This is a genomic window from Acinetobacter sp. DSM 11652, assembly GCF_900109815.1.
Classification (GTDB): Bacteria; Pseudomonadota; Gammaproteobacteria; order Pseudomonadales; family Moraxellaceae; genus Acinetobacter.
The window spans coordinates 73959-92828 of sequence record NZ_FOBK01000006.1 but is presented as its reverse complement, the minus strand read 5'-3'; the positions used below and the strand labels follow the sequence as shown (position 1 = coordinate 92828).

Here is an 18870-nt window from a genome sequence, read left to right as displayed (position 1 = left end):
TGGTGGGCGCTGACGGGATCGAACCGCCGACATTCTGCTTGTAAGGCAGACGCTCTACCAACTGAGCTAAGCGCCCTTTACGACTTCATCGTTTGTGTGGTGCATTATAGAGAATCCTCAGATACTGTCAAACGCTTTTCTACAGGTTTCTCAGTTTTTCAGTTTGAATGATTAAAAAATAGATCATTTCTCTTAAAAAATCGCTTTTTTGTCTATTATTTGCCTGATTAGATATATGTTTTTATTTTTATTCAAAGTTTTTATCACAACACATTTTACGATTCTGATTTAAAATTGATCCAATTCGATCTCTTGTTCTGAAATATAGACTAAAGCACCTTCGTCCAATGTATCAAATAGCTCAATGACATCTGCACTGTGCATTCGAATACATCCATGTGATTTAGGAATGCCTAAAGGTTCTGACTCTGGCGTACCATGAATATAGATATATCTATTATAGGTATCACAACCCTCCCCTTGATTAAAACCAGGTTCTAAACCTGCTAACCAAAGAATTCGCGTTAGAATCCAGTCACGTTCTGGAAATTGCTTGCCAAGTTCCACATCATAGATCTCCCCAGTCCAAAGACGTGCTTTAAAAACAGCATTGATTGGGTGGTCATCGCCAATTTTTTGTTCAATGCGATGCCATCCTCTTGGGGTTTTACCTGAATTTTCCTGTTCACCTATACCGTTCAATCCAGTAGACACCAAATAGCTTTTTTTCATACGTGGTACATATAGAACTTGTTTCGCCATATCAATCAGGATATCCGCCTGACTTAGGGTATAACTTTCAAGATTTGGGTTCATACAAAACTCAGGGTTAAATTATTTTTAATCATTTATTTAAACAATATTTTTTGATTCAGGTCTTAACCACAACCAAATCGCGACAATTAGCATGGTGAGATTCGTAAAAATTTTTACTAAATCAGGAGCATTGGTATAAAGCATAAGAATACCGCTGATCAACATCATCATCGAGGCGAGCCATTTTGCTTTGCGTGGAACCGTGCCATGCTCACGCCAATTTCGCAGTGTTGGTCCATATTTAGGATGATTGAGTAGCCAATCATCAACCTGTGGCCAACCTTTTGAAGCAGCCCATGCGGCAAGAATTAAAAAGACTGTGGTTGGCAATCCTGGCAATAGCGCACCAATAAAACCTAGAGTCACAAAAATAATGACTAAGCTCCGCCAAAACACGATTTTCATACCGCAACTCATTCAGTTGAATCTCACTAGTATATATGCTTTTGTGGTAGTGTCTGATTGTAAATTTATTTTCAGTTTTGAATTCTAGTTGGAGAAACGGTGCAATCTGATTTTTATGAGCCATGGCAGAACTTTCATCATACAATTGTACGTCAACTGGCTTTTGTCATCGCAAGTCCTAATATTATTCGTTTTGCGCCTAAAGAATTAACGATCGTTCATCCTTTTGAATTGCACCATGAACAATTTTGGCAAACTCAGTACGAAAAATATATCTCCAGACTGCATGATCTAGATCAAAACCCACAAGAGCTGATTGATTTTATTCAGCAACTTAAAAGTACGCGTCTAGGTTTGCGCTTTGAATTTTTAATGTGGTTCTGGCTGCAAGATGATCAACGCGATCAAGCTGATTTTTCGCTGTTAGATCACAGTGTTCAAATCATTGACGGCCGCCATACTTTGGGTGAAATTGACTTTGTGATATTAAATCATCACACCCAAGAAATTGAACAATGGGAAGTTGCACTGAAATTTTATTTAGCAGAACAAGACTTTCAACTTCAACATTGGTACGGATTAAATCGAAGCGACACTCTATTTAGAAAGCTCAATCATTTTACGCAAAAGCAATTTCAATTTACTCAAGCCAATACTTATAAAATTGATCGAAAAATTGCGGTGATGAAAGGTCAACTCTACTTTCCGTATCATACCGAACTTCAAACCTTACCTAACTGGGTCAGCCCACATCGTCGTATAGGCACATGGGGACATCAATTACGATCATCTTTTTATCGACTGGAAAGACAGGAATGGATTTGTCCGAATGCAAGTCAGACTTCAAATGAAGCACATTGGTGGAGTAATGGGCTTTATCACAATGTACAAACAAATCAGTTTTATATGTACCGTCAACCAGCTTTAAAGCTCCCTTACGTGTAGTTCGTGTAATAAAAAAATGTATCGAATACAATTAATAACATTCTGATAATAAAACTCTCATATTCTTCTAAATGATTAATTTTTATTCTGATTAAGCATCAAAATAATTTACAATCATTGGAGATAATGATGAAAAAAGTATTAGCCGCTTCATTCGTAGTTGCATTTGTATTAACTGGTTGTAATACATTCAAGGGTTTTGGACAAGACGTTTCAAAAGCTGGGGAAACTGTAACAAATACTGCTGAAAAAACTTCAAACGAAATTCGTAACAACTAATTCGAAGTTGAAGCTAAAAGCCCTATTTTTTAATAGGGCTTTTTTTATTTAAATTTGATTTCCTTGAATGATTAATATTTTGCATCAAATTCAACATACTTTATGATAGATCGACTTTGACCAATTCGATTTCTCTCCATGACCCAATCTGCAACACTCGATTTAAGCTTACAATTACTTCGCCAACCTTCAGTGACTCCAGTCGATCATAACTGTCAAAATATTATGGCTGATCGATTATCAAAGATTGGTTTTAACATTGAAAATATGCGTTTTGAAGATGTAGATAACTTATGGGCTCGTCGCGGGACTGAATCACCTGTGTTTTGTTTTGCGGGTCATACTGATGTTGTTCCTACAGGCAATCTAGAAGCGTGGAACTCCGATCCATTCGCCCCAGAAATTAGAGATGGAAAGTTATACGGGCGTGGCAGTGCAGATATGAAAACGGCGTTGGCAGCCATGGTAATTGCCTCTGAACGTTTCGTTGCTAAGCATCCAGACCACAAAGGTTCGATTGCTTTTTTGATCACTTCAGATGAAGAAGGTCCATCTATCAATGGAACAGTGAAAGTTGTAGAAACTTTAGAAGCACGCCAAGAAAAAATGACATGGTGTTTGGTCGGTGAACCGTCAAGTACGAATACTTTAGGTGACATTGTTAAAAATGGCCGTCGTGGGTCTCTCAATGCCAATTTAACAGTGAAAGGTAAGCAAGGGCATGTGGCCTATCCACATTTGGCAATTAACCCAATTCATACAGCCTCAAAAGCAATTGCTGAATTATGTGAGACAGAATGGGATCAAGGCAATGAGTATTTCCCTGCAACGTCTTTCCAAATCTCCAATATTTCTGCTGGAACGGGTGCAACCAATGTTGTGCCTGGCACGATGAACTTATTATTTAACTTCCGTTATTCTACAGAAGTTACTGCTGATGAATTAAAAGCACGTACACATGAAATTTTAGATCGCCACGGCGTTGAGTATGATATCGAGTGGACACTATCAGGTTTACCATTCCTTACCCCTGTTGGAGAGCTCGTCAATGCTGCCAAAAAAGCGATTTTGGATGTGACTGGTACGACAACAGAATTATCAACCAGTGGTGGTACATCAGATGGCCGCTTTATCGCACCAACTGGAGCTCAGGTACTCGAACTGGGAGTGCTTAATGCCACAATTCATCAAATTAATGAACATGTTGAAATCGCACATTTGGAACCTTTAGCTGAAATTTATGAAAAAATCTTAATTGAGTTATTGGCATAACGCTAAAATTTAAGAGCAACGAAATATAAAAAAGGATGCGAATGCATCCTTTTTTAATTCGCTTAAAATACTTCAATCCTGTTTTAAAAGCTGATTGATCTGCTCAATCAACACTGCTTCTTGGAAAGGTTTACCCATATAAGCCGATACACCAAGCTCAAGAGCATGTTGTTTATGCTTATCCCCCACTCGTGAAGTGATCATAACCACAGGTAAGTTCTGCAGATGTGGTTGATTTCTCACCCACTGCATCACTTCAAAACCATCCATTCTTGGCATTTCAACATCAATTAACATTAAGGCAGGTGTTGAATGCTGTAAATGTTCAAGTGCTTCAATACCATCTATAGCTGTGACAATCTGGTAACCATAACGCTCAAGTAGTTTAGATGTCACTTTTCGAACTGTGACCGAATCATCAACCACTAAAATCGTAGGTGCTTCATTGTCATGCTCTAAATTTGAGAGCTTCGACTCTAGATGTACAGACCAATCCTGCTGAGTGAGATATTGAACCACACGATTTACATTTAAAATTGGGCAAATTTCTCCACTACCCATAATGGTTACACCGCTGAGATAATCAATTTGATGGATCAGCCCCCCAGTCTGTTTCACAATAATTTGTGAATTAGTTCCTAAGACTTCATCAACGAATAAAGCCACAGGTTGAGACTGGTGCATATTCACCAAAATCACTGGAACTTTTTGGGTTTCTGAATATGGTGAGTTTCTTTTTATATGTTGATTTAACAATACAAAGTCAGCCAAATCGTTTAATTGATAACTTGCTTCATGCACTCTCAACAACTGACCCTGTTGTTTCGCGTGATTTAAATCATGTCTATCGATCATTTCAACACGTTGTATTTGATGTAACGGTAAGGCAAAGAATTGGTCCGCAACTTTTACCATCAATGCTTCAGTAATAATTGAAGATTTAGGAATTCTGATTTCAAAACAAGTTCCTTGTCCTCTTTCCGAAGAAACATGAACATGCCCACCCAGTGCCTGTATTTCACTTTTTACGACATCTAAACCGACACCACGTCCTGAAACCGTTGTTAATTTTGCAGCAGTGGTAAAGCCTGGTCTAAAAATCAATTGTAATAGTTCAGTTTCAGAATATTCCCGTTCAGTATTGAGCCAACCAAATTCAACAGCTTTTTGCTTAATCTCTTGTGAATCAATTCCTCGACCATCATCCTTGATCAAAATACTCAGCTCATTGTGATGATTCACCAGTGTCAGTTGCATGACTGCTTGTTCAGGTTTATTTAATTTCAACCGCTGTTCTACTGACTCAATTCCGTGATCAATCGCATTACGCAGAATATGCTCAAGTGAGGTGATCAACTTTTCAAGAATACTACGATCTAATTCGATGTCTGCATGTTCAATCTGTAACTGAACAGATTTATTCAGATTCATCGAAAGTTGCTTGCATAAGCGTTCAAGACGCATTTGTATCGTCTTGAATGGCACGACACGAGTACGCATCAACGAGTGTTGGATGTTGTTTTGTATTCTTGCCTGCTGAATCAATATACTTTCTGCAGACTGAAGCTTTTCGTGCAGAGTGTTTCTGATATCTAACAAGTCTGATGTTGACTCTGATATAGATTTAGAGAGTTGATTGAGTGATGAATATTGATCCATTTCTAAGGGATCAAACCCATGCTCGGCGGAATTATGTGATCTACGTTGTAATAAAATTTGGGATTCTAATTCCCCCTCCATCCGTCTCAATTGTGAAGTAAGGCGCTGAATGGTTTGATCCATTTCTACCAAATTTGACCGATATGATTTTAACTCTACTTCAACTTGCGAACGTTGAATCAAATCCTCCCCAATCAAATTAAGAGTTGCTTCAATTACAGCAGTAGAGACTGAAAGTGTCTCGTTCGCTACGGCAGATTGCACAAACTTTTGCAAATTGCCACTCATTGGGGGCGGTAAAACACTCTCCTTAGCGTTAGATGGTTCATTCTGATGTGAGTTTTGCTGAACGGAAGAAGAGTCAAACTTTGATGAATTATTATGCGTAGTGACTAAATCACTTAAATTGGTTTCAAGGTCCGCTGATAAAGTTGAATGAATACTAAAATCTGAAGACATGTGGTGAGTGATATCATTTTGCATCGAATGTACTAAGTTCAGCTTCGAGTCACCACCCTTAAGATTGAAATGTCCAAGTTCAATTAAACCCTGAATAAGCCTTAATGCCTGTTCTATCGGATAATCAACAGACTCAGTTTTAATGATTTTGACACGCCGTACCAAATCCAGCTGTAAGGCTTTAATCAAAATAATGAAACTTTTTATATCAATTTGTTGCTCTGAAATGAGTTGAAGATATAAAGATTCAAGCTCATGGATTAGATTTGCAAAGTAATCTGCTTGCAACATGTATGCACCACCTTTCAACGTGTGCAATTGCCGCATAATTTTTTGGATACACGTAGCATCTTCTTGATACTCTAACCATCTATTGAACAAGTCTTCGATTTGAGACAAGATTTCTTCCGCTTCCTCGACAAAAAAACCACTTACTTCGCGATCTAAGCCCTGTTTTGCTTTCGCTGAATCTTTGAGTGCGTAATCTATATTGAGTAATGTCAGAATTGTTTCATCTAAGGAGCGAGCAGATACTTCGCTCTCCTGCTCTATAGTGGAAATGCAATTCGATTGATTGGAAAAGCTGAAGTATTCATGATTAAGTTGTTTTAAATCACCTAATAGCTGCTGAGAAACTTCATTATTTTGAGCAAATTGACCTATAGCGAGTTCATCAAATATTTCTAAGAGTTTTTCATGCCCTTGTTGTAAAACTCGGTAGACATTTGAGTAGGCAATTGAATTCGGTTCTCTTGCAATGTTGAAGTGAATTGAACTCAAAATTTCTGAAATTTTTTGAAGGAGATCAAAATCAACTTTAATGGCAAATTTAGCAATTGAACTGAGTTGTTGACTCAGTAAGCTCGAACGTTCAGTAGTACGTGTAGAGCTAAAGAGGTTAGAAATACCATCTTGTACAAAGGTATCGATAAGGAAAACATCTTCTACACCCAAATCTACAATTTTCTTGAGTAACTCTTGCGGATCAAGATTTGGATCGTTCTGTGTAATCTGTTCTGAGAAGTCTCTCAATGCGATTAAAAAAGTATGCTCTAATGCCTGAAACTGTTGTTGTCTCGTTACGTTGTCACCTGTTGTTTGCAAGCTTTCTAAGTAATACTGGATTAAATCAATATACTGTGTTGTGAGCGCTTGCAATTCTTTATTGTTGGTATCAAGAAATGGATTACGTTGTATTATTTTTTCGAATGACTGACTCAATACTTCAATTTTCTCAAGTCCAACAATTGCAGAACTCCCCCTGAGAGAATGGACAACACGTGCAAGCGTATCCACCTGAAATTGTTGATTGGATTTATCCAACATATCTTGCAGGGATTTCAATTGTTCTGAAGCTTCAGCATAAAAACTTTGCAGAACCTCGTTATCCCATATTTGAGTATTCTCAATTGTGGCTGTTGCTGAGAGTGAATTTGAGTCATTCAAACAATGACATTCAATCCTGAAATCTAGATCTAGCTGTGTGAGATGAGCGTTGATCGCCAACAAAGGATGCAATGATTGATCTATGATATTTGAATGTTCTAATTGCCGACCTAAAAGCAATAGAGGTTTAACATCTAATTGAATCGCTTGTTTCACTGTTAAACTAGGCACAATGATGTAGCGATATATACGAGAGATCACCTCAACATACTCAAGGACCAGTTGACTCCATGAACGTTGCTGATCAAGCCTAATATTCAGTATTGTCTCAACGGTCCATGCAAGCTCAGAAACTGAGTTGAATCCAAGCATTCGACCTGAACCCTTTAAGGTATGAAAATTACGGCGCAATGCTTGCCAAATATTTACCTGTTCTAAATCATTCGATAAGACTTGAAGATTTTCTGATATTTCTAGAAGTAATTCCTTAAGCTCTTCAGCAAAGGTGGTAATAAGCTCCTCATCTTCAAAATTTGATTCATCCTGAGGAAGCTGCATATCTATATATGCACGATAGAGTGCTTCTGAAAGATATAATTGTATTTTATTAGGATTATTATTTTTCATGGCTCAATCACTCAGGTAATTTAAAGTTTGCTACTGATTTCCTTAAAGAATCAGCCATTTGAGTGAGTTCTGCTATCGATTGTGCAGTATCTAAGGTTGAAGCATGATTTTCTCGTGTGACATCTTGCACAAGCGACATTGTTTTCGCAATTTGACCCGCAGCAGCTGACTGAACTTTTGAGGATGCTGAAATATTCGCAATCAGTTGAGCCAACTGTTTTGAAATCAACTGAATATCTGCAAGTGCTGCTCCTGCATCTTGAGCAAGTCCAGTCCCCTTAACCACCTCAGAAGTTGTTTGCTCCATAGAGCGAACGGCCTCATGCGTATCTAATTGAATATTTTTTACCAATATCTCAATATGTTTGGTCGCAGCAGTTGAACGTTCAGCTAAACGCTGCACCTCATCAGCAACACTCGCGAAACCTCGTCCAGCATCGCCTGCCATTGCGGCTTGAATGGCTGCATTTAAAGCCAACAGATGCGTTTGCCCTGCAATGTCTTCAATGGTTGCAACAAAGTTTCCAATCTCTTGAGTAGATTCACCCAGCCTTTTAATTTTTTTTGATGTTTCTTGAATCTGCCCTCGTATTTGATCCATTCCATCTATTGATCGTTCAACCACTTCCCCACCCTTCGCTGCGATAAGTACAGCGCGCTGAGCAACTTTTGCAGATTGCGCTGCATTTTCATAAACGTGATCAATTGAGTCCGCCATGTCATGAATGGCGAGCGATGTATTTTGGATTTCACGAGCTTGCAGCTCTGAAGATTGCGCCAATTGTGAACTCATGTGCTGAGTTTGATGAATATATTGGGTAACTTGTTGAGAAGCCTGATTAATTCTCATCACCAAATCACGCAAATGATCTATCGCTACATTAATTGAATCCGCGATTGTCCCCGTAAAATCTGCAGAAACCGCAGCATATTTGGTCAAATCGCCTTCAGCTAAATCACCAATTTCATCTAAAAGTCGATAAATCGCGGTTTGATTTTTCTTATCTTTATCCACTAGTTCCATTAAACGCAAACGATCTTCTTGGCTTCTTAAAATAAAAAGTTTAATCACTGCAAAGGTGAAGCTCGATAAACTAATCAACAATAAAAGTGACAGTAAAATCAGTAACCACGTCGAACCTGTGCGAATTTCATTGAGAGCAACTTGAATTTTTTGTAACTGAGATTCCGTGATATTGCTTTGAGACTCTAACCACAGTCGATCTACTTCATTTAAAGCTGGACTATAAAAATAAACTGATTTTACATTTTCAAGTTGTGAACTAAAAATAAGCTGAGAGTTTTTGAGAATCTGTAATGTATAATCTGTAGGATTATCCTCAAACTGTTGAGTCTGAATAATCATCATTTGATTGAGATATTTCAGTTCCCCCACCCCACGACTTTGCTCCACCGTGCGTGGGAGATTAAACATAAGAAACAATAAAATCAGAAAAGCACAAACGAGGCTAATAATAGCCATGATTAAATAAGACTTCGTTTGGGCAGATTGCCCAAACAGCTCTGAAAACTGTTCAAGTTTTAACTTAAGTGAAGCTTTCCATCCCTGTGTGTTGGAATCTGAATCATTCACATTCCGACTGGTCTTTTTTAACCGTAAACTCACTCAGCTCCCCCAAAAAACTATTGCTGACTACACATTAAATTGAATTTGATGTGAACATGTGCTTTAGACGATCATGCTCATATAGCAGACTCATCATCAGCACAGCTACAGGTGTTGAATGATCGAGAAAATAACCTTGGCAAAACGATCTATATGGTTCTGCGATCAAATCCGAACTGGTGCTATAGGTATTATTCTTATAATGTTTTACACCAAGGACTTCATCCACAAGCAATCCAACACAGTCTTGCCCCACGTTAAAACATAAAATTTTAACATTAGCGTGTAATTGTGTTGATTTACTCAAAGCAAATTGCTTTAGATCTAATACGGACAGTACTCGACCTCGCAAATTCGCTAAACCTAAATACCACGGCGGCGTAAGTGGTAATGAGGTAATGCTCAGTAAAGGGCTAACCTCCGCAATATCACCAAGTGGGGTAATAAATTGCTGCTGCTCAACTTTAAAACATACACCAGACCAGAGGTCCTGATTTTGCACATCACGGTACTCATTTGCTTGAGCCGAATTAGCATTACTGGCTTGCGTTAACCAGTGTTGTTGATCACTTTCATCTTGAATGATCATGCTGTGCCTGTATTTAAATATTGCTGAATGACATCAAGTAATCTTGATTCATCTACAGGTTTGATCAGGTAGTCGACAGCGCCTTGTCTTTTGCCCCAAATTCGATCCGTATCCTGATCTTTGGTACTGACAATGACAACTGGAATATGCTTCGTTACATCAGCTCTTGCAATTTGCCGCGTCGCTTGAAATCCATTCACACCAGGCATCACCACATCCATAAGTACAAGATCTGGTTGCTCTGCTTGCGCTAAGGTAACACCATCTGCACCATTGGTTGCTTCTAGCACTTCATAGCCATTTTTGGACAGAATTTCTTTAAATCTAAACATTTCTGTTGGAGAGTCATCTACCACTAAGATACGTGTCATATTTTGTTTTCCCAGTACTTAACGTGAAGCGACAAGTTTACGAATCGCATTCAATAGCTCATCTTTACTGAATGGTTTCGTGAGGTATTCATCAGATCCAACAACTCGTCCTTTTGCCTGATCAAACATCCCATCTTTACTGGATAGCATGACCACTGGAATATGTTGGAAATTTTGTGAGTTTTTTAACAATGCGCACGTTTGATACCCATCTAAACGCGGCATCATAATATCTACAAAAATAATATCAGGTCGAGTTTCAGCAATTTTAGATAATGCTTCAAATCCATCTACTGCAGTTACAACGTCATATCCTTCACGCTGTAATAAAGTTTCTGCGGTCCGACGAATCGTTTTTGAATCATCAATGACCATCACTTTAATATTTTGCAGATTATCATCCATTGAATGATCCTTCCTGAGATGAGATTTAAAGAAAAATGAAACGCTTAATTTAGAGAATAACCATTATTTTCTAACATAACATTACATTGATTTTCAATGCAGTTGAGTACTCGCGGAGAGATTGTGTCACAAAGCTTCATAGAATTTAAGGGTGAATCAGATTAAGCGTAAATTATTTAACGGTTTATATTTATAAATTTACCAAAACCACATAAAATGCTTGTTATTAAAAGCAAAAATTAAAAAATTGAATTGATATCACGGGGGCCAATTCCAATGTTTAATCTTTCGCACAAATCAAGAATTGGGTTAAAGCATCTTCATCATAAAACATTCTTAGTGATCATGATGACATTTGGTTTATGTATCAGTGAAGCAATTGCTAATACCACAGTGACCAAACCGTCTTGGTATCGTTATTATGATAAAAATGGCGTAGCTAATATTAGTAGCTCGGTAACACCCGAGCATATTCGTCACGGTTATGAAGCACTTGACCGTAATATGCAAGTGATTAAAAAAAATCGACCTTATGATGCCGATAAAGAACAGCAACAAAGTGGTGTACGTACGCAACAAGCCAAACAACATGAACAAGATCTACGCTTAAAACGTGCTTATGGTTCTAGTAAAGTGGCTGCGAACAAACGTGATGATATGTTGAAAAACATCAACAAACAAATCACCTTTCAAAAACAACAGTACCAACAACTGGAGCAAGATCGAATATTGTTTAAAAAGCAGGAACAGACCTATATCAAAAAAGGGAATCCTGTCCCTAAAAACTTACAAGATCGAATCACTTATAATGCGCAGAATATGAGTAATATCCAAAAAAATATTGAATCTTTACAAACAAACTATCGAAATACTCAATCACAATACGACAATATTATCAAGCGCTTAAAAACTCTTGAATAAAGAAGAGTTTGTCTGAATGGAAAGGAATTATCACATGCCGAATGCGACTCGACACAGCAGTCAGTTTAAGAAATATCTCGTATTAGGAACGCTGTGTACGAGTTGTCTTTTAGCCGCTTGTCAAAAAAATGACGAAAGTGTACAGCCAACCTCATCTACCCCTCAAAAAATTGAATTAATACAACAGGACTTAGTCAAAGTTGAAAATGGGGTCTCAAATCTGAAATTTGCTTTCACGGGCACCATACGCGCTGTGAATCAAAGTACAATTCAAGCTCAAGTGACTGCCACTGCTAGTCAAGTCTCTGTACAAGTCGGTGAAAAGGTGAGTAAAGGGCAAGTCTTGGTACGTTTAAATAATCAAGATAATGCAGCCCGACTCGCACAAGCTCGCGCTAATCTTGCTTCTGCACAAGCGCAGGCACAACAAGCTGCAAATATGGTCACTCGAAAAAAACGACTTTATGATCAAGGATTTATTTCTAAGGTTGAATATGAACAAAGTCAAGTGGAGCATAAAGCTCAACTCGAAACTGTACGAGCTCAGCAAGCAAATGTGGATATCGCACTGAAAGCCGATGCTGATGGATTAATTCGTAGCCCCATTTCTGGCGTGATTACCAAACGTCAAGTTGAACCTGGTCAAACCGTTTCAATGGGTCAAACACTATTTGAAATCGTAGATCCACAAAAATTAGAGATTCAAGCAAAACTCCCTGTCGAATCTCAACATGCGCTCAACATTGGAAACAATATTGAATATAAAATTCAAGGGACTACCCAAAATTATACTGCCAAGTTAACACGCATTTCCCCAATGGCCGATCAAATCAGTCGTCAGGTTGAGTTTTTTGCTCAACCGAATGAATCAATCAATTCACTGAGTATTGGTGCTTTTGTCGAAGGTTTCATTTTAGATAACAAACAAATTCAGGGGCAAAAAGTTCCGCTTGATACTATTCAAGATGCAGATGGCAAACCTTATCTGTGGATCATCCGTGATCAGAAAATTCAGAAAGCCAATATTCGAATTCTGGATCGACAACCCAACGAGAATATTGCAATGATCAGTGGTCTTCAGCCAACGGATTACATCAGTAGAATTAAGTTTAATAATGATGACTTAAATAAAACAGTCTCAATTGCTTCAAAGTAAGACAGGATCTGAACTATGTGGTTAACTCGAATCAGTGTGAAATATCCTGTCTTTACGATCATGATGATGCTATGCCTGATGGTATTGGGCTTATCATCATGGCAACGAATGGGAGTTGAAGAATTCCCTGATGTCGATTTCCCATTTGTGGTCGTGTATACCACTTACCCAGGTGCTTCTCCTGAAACTGTTGAATCTGAAATTACCAAAAAGATGGAAGATCAGATCAATACGATCTCAGGTGTTAAACAAGTGATATCGCAGTCGAGTGAAGGACTCTCTACAATTATCACTGAGTTTAATTTGGATGTTCCTTCAACCGTTGCAGCTCAAGATATTCGAGACAAAATTGCGCCAGTGACAGCTGAATTTCGTGATGAAATTACTGATCCTATTGTTGAGCGCTATGACCCTTCCGCAGGTGCCATCATGTCGGTGGTATTTGAGTCTGAGAATATGTCACTCCGAGAGCTCAGCTCTTATTTAGATCAAAAAATTGTTCCTCAATTGAGAACTGTTCGTGGGGTAGGTACAGTTAACCTGCTAGGTGACTCGCAGCGTCAAATTCGTATTGAAGTTAATCCACAAAAATTACAAAGTCTTGGTGTTGGCGTTGATCAAGTCATTAACACACTAAAAGGCGAAAACATTGAAGTCCCTGGGGGCACACTCAAACAGTCAAATTCAGAGCTGGTCGTTGAAATTAAATCAAGAGTAATTCATCCCCAATCCTTTGGGGATCTCATCGTCGCGAGTAAAAATGGCACGCCAATCTACTTAAAACAAGTAGCTGAAATTTACGACAGCCAAGCTGAACTCGAGTCGAGTGCCTTCATTAACGGTCAAAATGCTGTCGCGTTGGATATTCTCAGAAGCTCTGATTCAAATGTAATTGATGTTGTAGATGCGGCTTATAAAACACTAAACCGTATAGAACAACAACTCCCGAAAGGGACAACATTGAAAGTAGTTGTCGATACATCTCGAGGCATACGAGCAAGTATTGGTGATGTTGCCCGTACAATTATTGAAGGTGGTGTACTTGCGGTTGTCATCGTTCTACTGTTTTTAGGTTCATTTAGATCGACGATTATTACAGGCCTTACCCTGCCAATCGCCTTACTTGGTACATTAACGTTCATTTGGGCTTTTGGTTTTACCATCAATATGATGACTCTTCTTGCCCTGTCTTTAAGTATTGGTCTTCTTATTGATGATGCAATTGTGGTACGTGAAAACATTGTCCGCCATGCTGATATGGGGAAAGATCATGTGACTGCTGCTTTAGATGGAACCAAAGAAATTGGGCTGGCAGTTCTCGCAACCACTTTGACTATTGTTGCGGTGTTCTTACCAGTTGCATTCATGGGCGGTATTATCGGTCGTTTCTTCTACCAATTTGGCGTGACAGTGAGTACCGCCGTACTAATCTCAATGTTTGTCAGTTTTACGCTCGATCCAATGCTCTCAGCTCACTGGGCTGAACGTCATCATCCAAATAAAAAACCGAGCGCATTGAAACGCTTCTTCAATGGGATCTCAAATAAACTTGATTCATTAAATGAAGTGTACGAGAAGCTGCTAAAACTGGCTCTAAGATTCCGCTTTCTAACAATTATCGTTGCTGTTGCTTCACTGTTTGGCGCGCTCGCGCTGTCAAAAATGGTGGGAACAGAGTTTGTACCAGTTCCAGATAAAGGTGAAATTCGGATCAAATTTGAAACGCCCGTAGATGCTTCACTCGAATACTCTCAGGCAAAGTTAAAACAAGTTGAATCTATTATTCGACAGCATCCAGAGGTTAAAGGAACGTACGGCGTTATTAATGGGGTGACTGATCGCGGGAAAAACCACGTAAGCATCCGAGTCAGTCTGAGTCCTCGCCAAGAGCGCTCTCAGACACTGACTGATTTAACCAATGAGTTTCGTGATCGACTACAAACAGTGGCGGGTATTACCCTCACCTCTATTGCTTCAGCGGATGAAACTGTGTCTGGTGGTCAAAAGCCTGTCATGATTTCCATCAAAGGACCTGAGCTAGATGAATTACAAAAAATTTCTGATCGCTTCATGGTGGAAATGGCAAAAATTGATGGTGTCGTCGATTTAGAAAGCTCGCTCAAAGAGCCTAAACCTACCCTTGAAGTGCATGTAAATCGTGTACTGGCAAACGATTTAGGATTATCAGTCAGCCAAATTGCCAATGTGATCCGCCCTCTCCTTGCTGGTGATGATGTAACGACGTGGAAAGACGAAAAAGGTGAAACCTATGATGTCAATTTGCGCCTCTCTGAAGATCAACGTACGCTTCCAAGTGACATCAATAATTTATATTTAAAATCGCAAAAAGTGGATGCGAATAATCAACCGATCTTGGTTCCGCTCTCAAGCGTAACAAGCACACACGAAAGTTATGGTGCATCTCAAATCAACCGTCGTGATTTAGCACGTGAAGTCATGGTTGAAGCCAATACTTCAGGTCGACCTGCAGGTGATATTGGTCGAGATATTAAAGCATTGCAAGATAACTTCGAGATGCCTGCCGGCTATGGTTTTGAAACACAAGGTGCAAACGCAGATATGGAAGAATCGATTGGGTACGCTGTTACAGCCGTTACACTTTCTATTGTATTTATCTATATTGTTTTAGGCTCTCAATTCAATAGTTTTATTCATCCTGCGGCGATCATGGCCTCATTACCATTGTCATTGGTCGGGGTATTCCTTGCATTATTCTTATTTAACTCAACAATGAATTTATTTTCCATTATTGGCATCATCATGTTAATGGGATTAGTAACCAAGAATGCGATTCTCCTCATTGACTTTATTAAGAAAGCTATTGATCGCGGTGAGACACGTTTTGATGCCATTATTGCTGCAGGTAAAACTCGACTGAGACCCATTCTGATGACCACAAGTGCGATGGTCATGGGTATGGTGCCATTGGCATTAGGCTTGGGTGAAGGAGGTGAACAAAGTGCTCCGATGGCGCATGCTGTCATTGGGGGCGTCATTACCTCTACCCTGCTGACCTTAGTTGTCGTTCCCGTTATCTTTACTTACTTAGATGACTTTAAGAATTTTATGGTACGTCAAACACGAAAATTCATGTCATAATGTAGAGAATTGTCATGAGGTGTCATTCAAAATGCTCACCTCATTTTTTATCGTATAATCTTATGCTTTAACGCTCATTATTAGGACAAATTCCATGCGCGCGAGTCGCTTTTTATTTGCAACGTTAAGAGAAACCCCAAGTGATGCTGAAGTAATCTCTCATCAGCTGATGCTTCGTGCGGGTATGATTCGTAAATTGGCTTCAGGATTATATTCTTGGTTGCCAATGGGCGTACGTGTGTTAAATAAAGTCGAAGCGATTGTTCGCGAAGAAATGGACCGTGCTGGTTCACTACAAGTATTGATGCCTGTGACCCAACCAGCAAGTCTATGGGAAGAATCTGGTCGCTATGTGCAATATGGTCCAGAACTTTTACGCTTTAATGACCGTCACAACAACCCTTTTGTTCTCGGCCCTACACATGAAGAAGTCATTACTGATTTAGCGCGTAACGAACTCAAAAGTTATAAACAATTACCCGCTAATTTCTACCAAGTGCAAACTAAATTCCGTGATGAAGTTCGTCCTCGTTTTGGCGTTATGCGCTCTCGTGAATTCGTGATGAAAGATGCTTACTCATTCCATGCAGATCAAGCTTCATTACAAGAAACTTACGACACGATGTACGATGCCTATTGCCGTATTTTTACTCGTTTAGGTTTAGACTTCCGTCCAGTTCAGGCGGATACAGGTTCAATTGGCGGTTCAGGTTCGCATGAATTCCATGTATTGGCATCAAGCGGTGAAGACGATATTGCATTCTCAACTGAATCAGATTATGCAGCCAATATTGAAATGGCTGAAGCGATTCTTGTAGGTGAACGTGCTGCACCAACTCAAGAATTAAAAATTGTTGAAACTCCAAATCAAAAGACTATAGCTGATGTATCTGCTTTCTTAGGCACTGATGCAAAACAGTCTGTCAAAGCTTTGTTGGTACAAGGAGTCGCTGAAGAAGCTAAAACTGCGCCTGTCGTAGCACTGTTCCTTCGTGGTGACCATGAGCTAAACGAAATCAAAGCTGAGAAACATCCGCTGATTGCATCACCACTTGCATTTGCAACTGAAGAACAACTGAGTGCTTTAGGCTTAACCGCTGGTTTTGTTGGTCCTCAAGGTTTAGTCGAAAAAGGGATTAATGTCATCGTTGACCGAGCAGCATCAGTTTTGTCTGATTTTGTTGCAGGTGCAAACGAAGCAAACAAACATGCGACGGGTGTGAACTGGGAGCGTGATGCTCAATTCACTGAAGTTTATGATCTTCGCAATGTTGTTGAGGGTGATCCATCTCCAGATGGTAAAGGTGTACTTCAAATTAAACGTGGTATTGAAGTTGGTCATATTTTCCAATTAGGTCAAAAATACTCTGAAGCTCTGGGCTGCAAAGTATTAGGTAAGGATGGTAAACCATTCACTGTAACAATGGGTTGTTATGGAATTGGGGTGACTCGCGTAGTCGCGGCTGCCATTGAACAAAATTACGATGAAAAAGGAATTATTTGGCCTGCTGCTATTGCACCTTTCCATGTCGCAATCGTTCCGATGAATGCTCATAAATCACCTCGTACTGTAGAGGCTGCTGAAGCACTTTATACAGAACTTCAAGCTGCTGGTTATGACGTGCTTTTAGATGACCGTGAAGAACGACCAGGCGTTAAATTCTCCGATATCGAAATTACAGGTATTCCGCACCGTATTGTTATCGGTGAAAAAGGTTTAGATGCTGGTACTTTTGAGTACAAAGGTCGTTCTGATACTGAATCAAGCAACCTGAGTAAAGAAGAAATACTCGCTAAAATCGCCCAATAATTTGAGCATAAAAAATCCCGCTATTCGCGGGATTTTTTATAGACCGTTGATATTCACTTTCAAATCTTTCACAGATGTACCAATAGCCCCAAAGCTCCCCATTGAGCCATTCGCTAAACCATTAAAGACCGTCGGACTACTCGCCCCCTCACGTCCCAAGATCACATTGTTGAGACCAACATTCATTTTACTAGATTGTCCTGTATTTCCGATGTAGATACCTAAAGGTGCAACACCTGCATGGAAACCAGATAATGAAAAGCCATTGTTTTGATCAGTAGCTTTAGCCTGAAAATCGAATTTTGCAGAAGAATTACCAGATACGAATGCAATAGGACAGCCTGAGCCTGTGCCACAGATTGATTGAATTGCGCCTCCAAACTGGACCATGTAGCCTTGTGGCACATTGCCTAATTGAACATTGATCTGAGGACGTTGGGATTGATTTAATGTAATTTCAAAGTTTCTATCAGCACTGCCTATTTCTATAATTTTAGCGACACCAGGCACCAATTGCTTCAGATCATTATAAATCGATTTAGTTTGTGTAGCACTAGACACCTGATTACTGCTGGCGATATAAAGTGCGAATGGACTCAATTTAAACCCTGTAATTTGCTCCGCAAAAGTGATACCTATATTGGCAAATGGCGTGCCATTGCCTCCGTCTGTATCAATTTTTGCATTGATTGTAGACGAACCAGGGGTATGCCCTAAAAATTGAACCTGAATTGGATTACCAGTTGGACCTGCGACCACTAAGCCAGCTGCTTGTGAATAATTTTTTCCTAATATTGGATCTTTAATTCCGTCTTGATCAATGATCGCAGCCTGTGTGAACTCGATCTTATCCATTCCAATACCAATGCTGATCCCATCTTGACCAGTAGTAGATGAAAGAGACTGATCATCTAATGGTTGCATAGCAAAACACGGGAATCCCACCGCAGTGGTCAAAATAAGCAAACTGAATCGTTTTGTTTTTATCATATTCATGAGTCTATCCCTCAACTTTCCATATTT

14 protein-coding genes, 1 tRNA gene and 1 pseudogene are annotated in these 18870 nt (G+C 39.3%); 7 read left to right on the top strand and 9 right to left on the bottom strand.

From position 1 onward, the window contains the following. The 3 genes from BMW42_RS07730 to BMW42_RS07720 form a co-directional block, all read right to left on the bottom strand. Positions 1–76, bottom strand: a tRNA-Val gene (locus BMW42_RS07730). Positions 77–288: 212 nt separating this feature from the next. Then, the gene (elsL, locus tag BMW42_RS07725; RefSeq protein WP_092766978.1) at positions 289–816 is read right to left on the bottom strand and encodes a cell wall-recycling L,D-carboxypeptidase ElsL; all 528 of its coding nucleotides are present in this window, start codon (positions 814–816) and stop codon (positions 289–291) included. 36 nt (positions 817–852) lie between these two features. Then, positions 853–1221, bottom strand: a complete 369-nt coding sequence (locus BMW42_RS07720) for a YbaN family protein (protein ID WP_035269059.1) — start codon at positions 1219–1221, stop codon at positions 853–855. A gap of 99 nt (positions 1222–1320) precedes the next feature. On the opposite strand from BMW42_RS07720, the gene BMW42_RS07715 reads away from it, so the two are divergent. The 3 genes from BMW42_RS07715 (at position 1321) to dapE (ending at position 3717) form a co-directional block, all read left to right on the top strand. Then, entirely contained in the window at positions 1321–2166 is an 846-nt protein-coding gene (locus BMW42_RS07715; RefSeq protein ID WP_092766977.1) for a DUF1853 family protein, read from the top strand. Between the two features lie 126 nt (positions 2167–2292). Continuing rightward, entirely contained in the window at positions 2293–2445 is a 153-nt protein-coding gene (locus tag BMW42_RS07710) for an entericidin A/B family lipoprotein (protein ID WP_092766976.1), read from the top strand. 138 nt (positions 2446–2583) lie between these two features. Continuing rightward, positions 2584–3717, top strand: a complete 1134-nt coding sequence (dapE, locus tag BMW42_RS07705; RefSeq protein ID WP_035269063.1) for a succinyl-diaminopimelate desuccinylase — start codon at positions 2584–2586, stop codon at positions 3715–3717. Between the two features lie 72 nt (positions 3718–3789). Here the strand turns inward: dapE and BMW42_RS07700 are convergent, their stop codons facing one another. The 5 genes and pseudogenes from BMW42_RS07700 to pilG all read right to left on the bottom strand — a co-directional run bounded on the left by BMW42_RS07700 (position 3790) and on the right by pilG (position 10840). Beyond that, positions 3790–7848, bottom strand: coding sequence for a hybrid sensor histidine kinase/response regulator (locus BMW42_RS07700; protein WP_092766975.1), 4059 nt, complete (start codon positions 7846–7848; stop codon positions 3790–3792). 7 nt (positions 7849–7855) lie between these two features. Continuing rightward, positions 7856–8980, bottom strand: a pseudogene (locus BMW42_RS07695) (methyl-accepting chemotaxis protein); the annotation flags it as partial. A gap of 529 nt (positions 8981–9509) precedes the next feature. Beyond that, positions 9510–10064 carry a chemotaxis protein CheW gene (locus tag BMW42_RS07690; protein ID WP_092766974.1) on the bottom strand — a complete coding sequence of 185 codons (555 nt, stop codon included), beginning with the start codon at positions 10062–10064 and terminating at the stop codon, positions 9510–9512. Then, a complete protein-coding gene (locus tag BMW42_RS07685) occupies positions 10061–10435 on the bottom strand; it encodes a response regulator (protein WP_035269071.1) in 375 nt (124 codons plus the stop codon). The genes BMW42_RS07690 and BMW42_RS07685 overlap by 4 nt, the downstream gene beginning before the upstream one ends. Positions 10436–10453: 18 nt before the next feature. Further along, complete coding sequence (gene pilG, locus BMW42_RS07680) at positions 10454–10840, bottom strand: twitching motility response regulator PilG (protein ID WP_035269072.1); 387 nt, start codon at positions 10838–10840, stop codon at positions 10454–10456. A 276-nt stretch (positions 10841–11116) separates the two neighbouring features. On the opposite strand from pilG, the gene BMW42_RS07675 reads away from it, so the two are divergent. From BMW42_RS07675 to BMW42_RS07660, 4 genes are all read left to right on the top strand, one after another. Continuing rightward, entirely contained in the window at positions 11117–11761 is a 645-nt protein-coding gene (locus tag BMW42_RS07675; RefSeq protein ID WP_228143102.1) for a hypothetical protein, read from the top strand. A 34-nt stretch (positions 11762–11795) separates the two neighbouring features. Next, complete coding sequence (locus tag BMW42_RS07670) at positions 11796–12917, top strand: efflux RND transporter periplasmic adaptor subunit (RefSeq protein WP_092766973.1); 1122 nt, start codon at positions 11796–11798, stop codon at positions 12915–12917. Positions 12918–12932: 15 nt separating this feature from the next. Then, a complete protein-coding gene (locus BMW42_RS07665; protein ID WP_092766972.1) occupies positions 12933–16037 on the top strand; it encodes an efflux RND transporter permease subunit in 3105 nt (1034 codons plus the stop codon). A gap of 94 nt (positions 16038–16131) precedes the next feature. Next, positions 16132–17847, top strand: a complete 1716-nt coding sequence (locus tag BMW42_RS07660) for a proline--tRNA ligase (protein ID WP_092766971.1) — start codon at positions 16132–16134, stop codon at positions 17845–17847. A gap of 36 nt (positions 17848–17883) precedes the next feature. Here the strand turns inward: BMW42_RS07660 and BMW42_RS07655 are convergent, their stop codons facing one another. Next, positions 17884–18843, bottom strand: a complete 960-nt coding sequence (locus tag BMW42_RS07655; RefSeq protein ID WP_228143101.1) for a DUF6160 family protein — start codon at positions 18841–18843, stop codon at positions 17884–17886. Positions 18844–18870 lie beyond the last annotated feature (27 nt).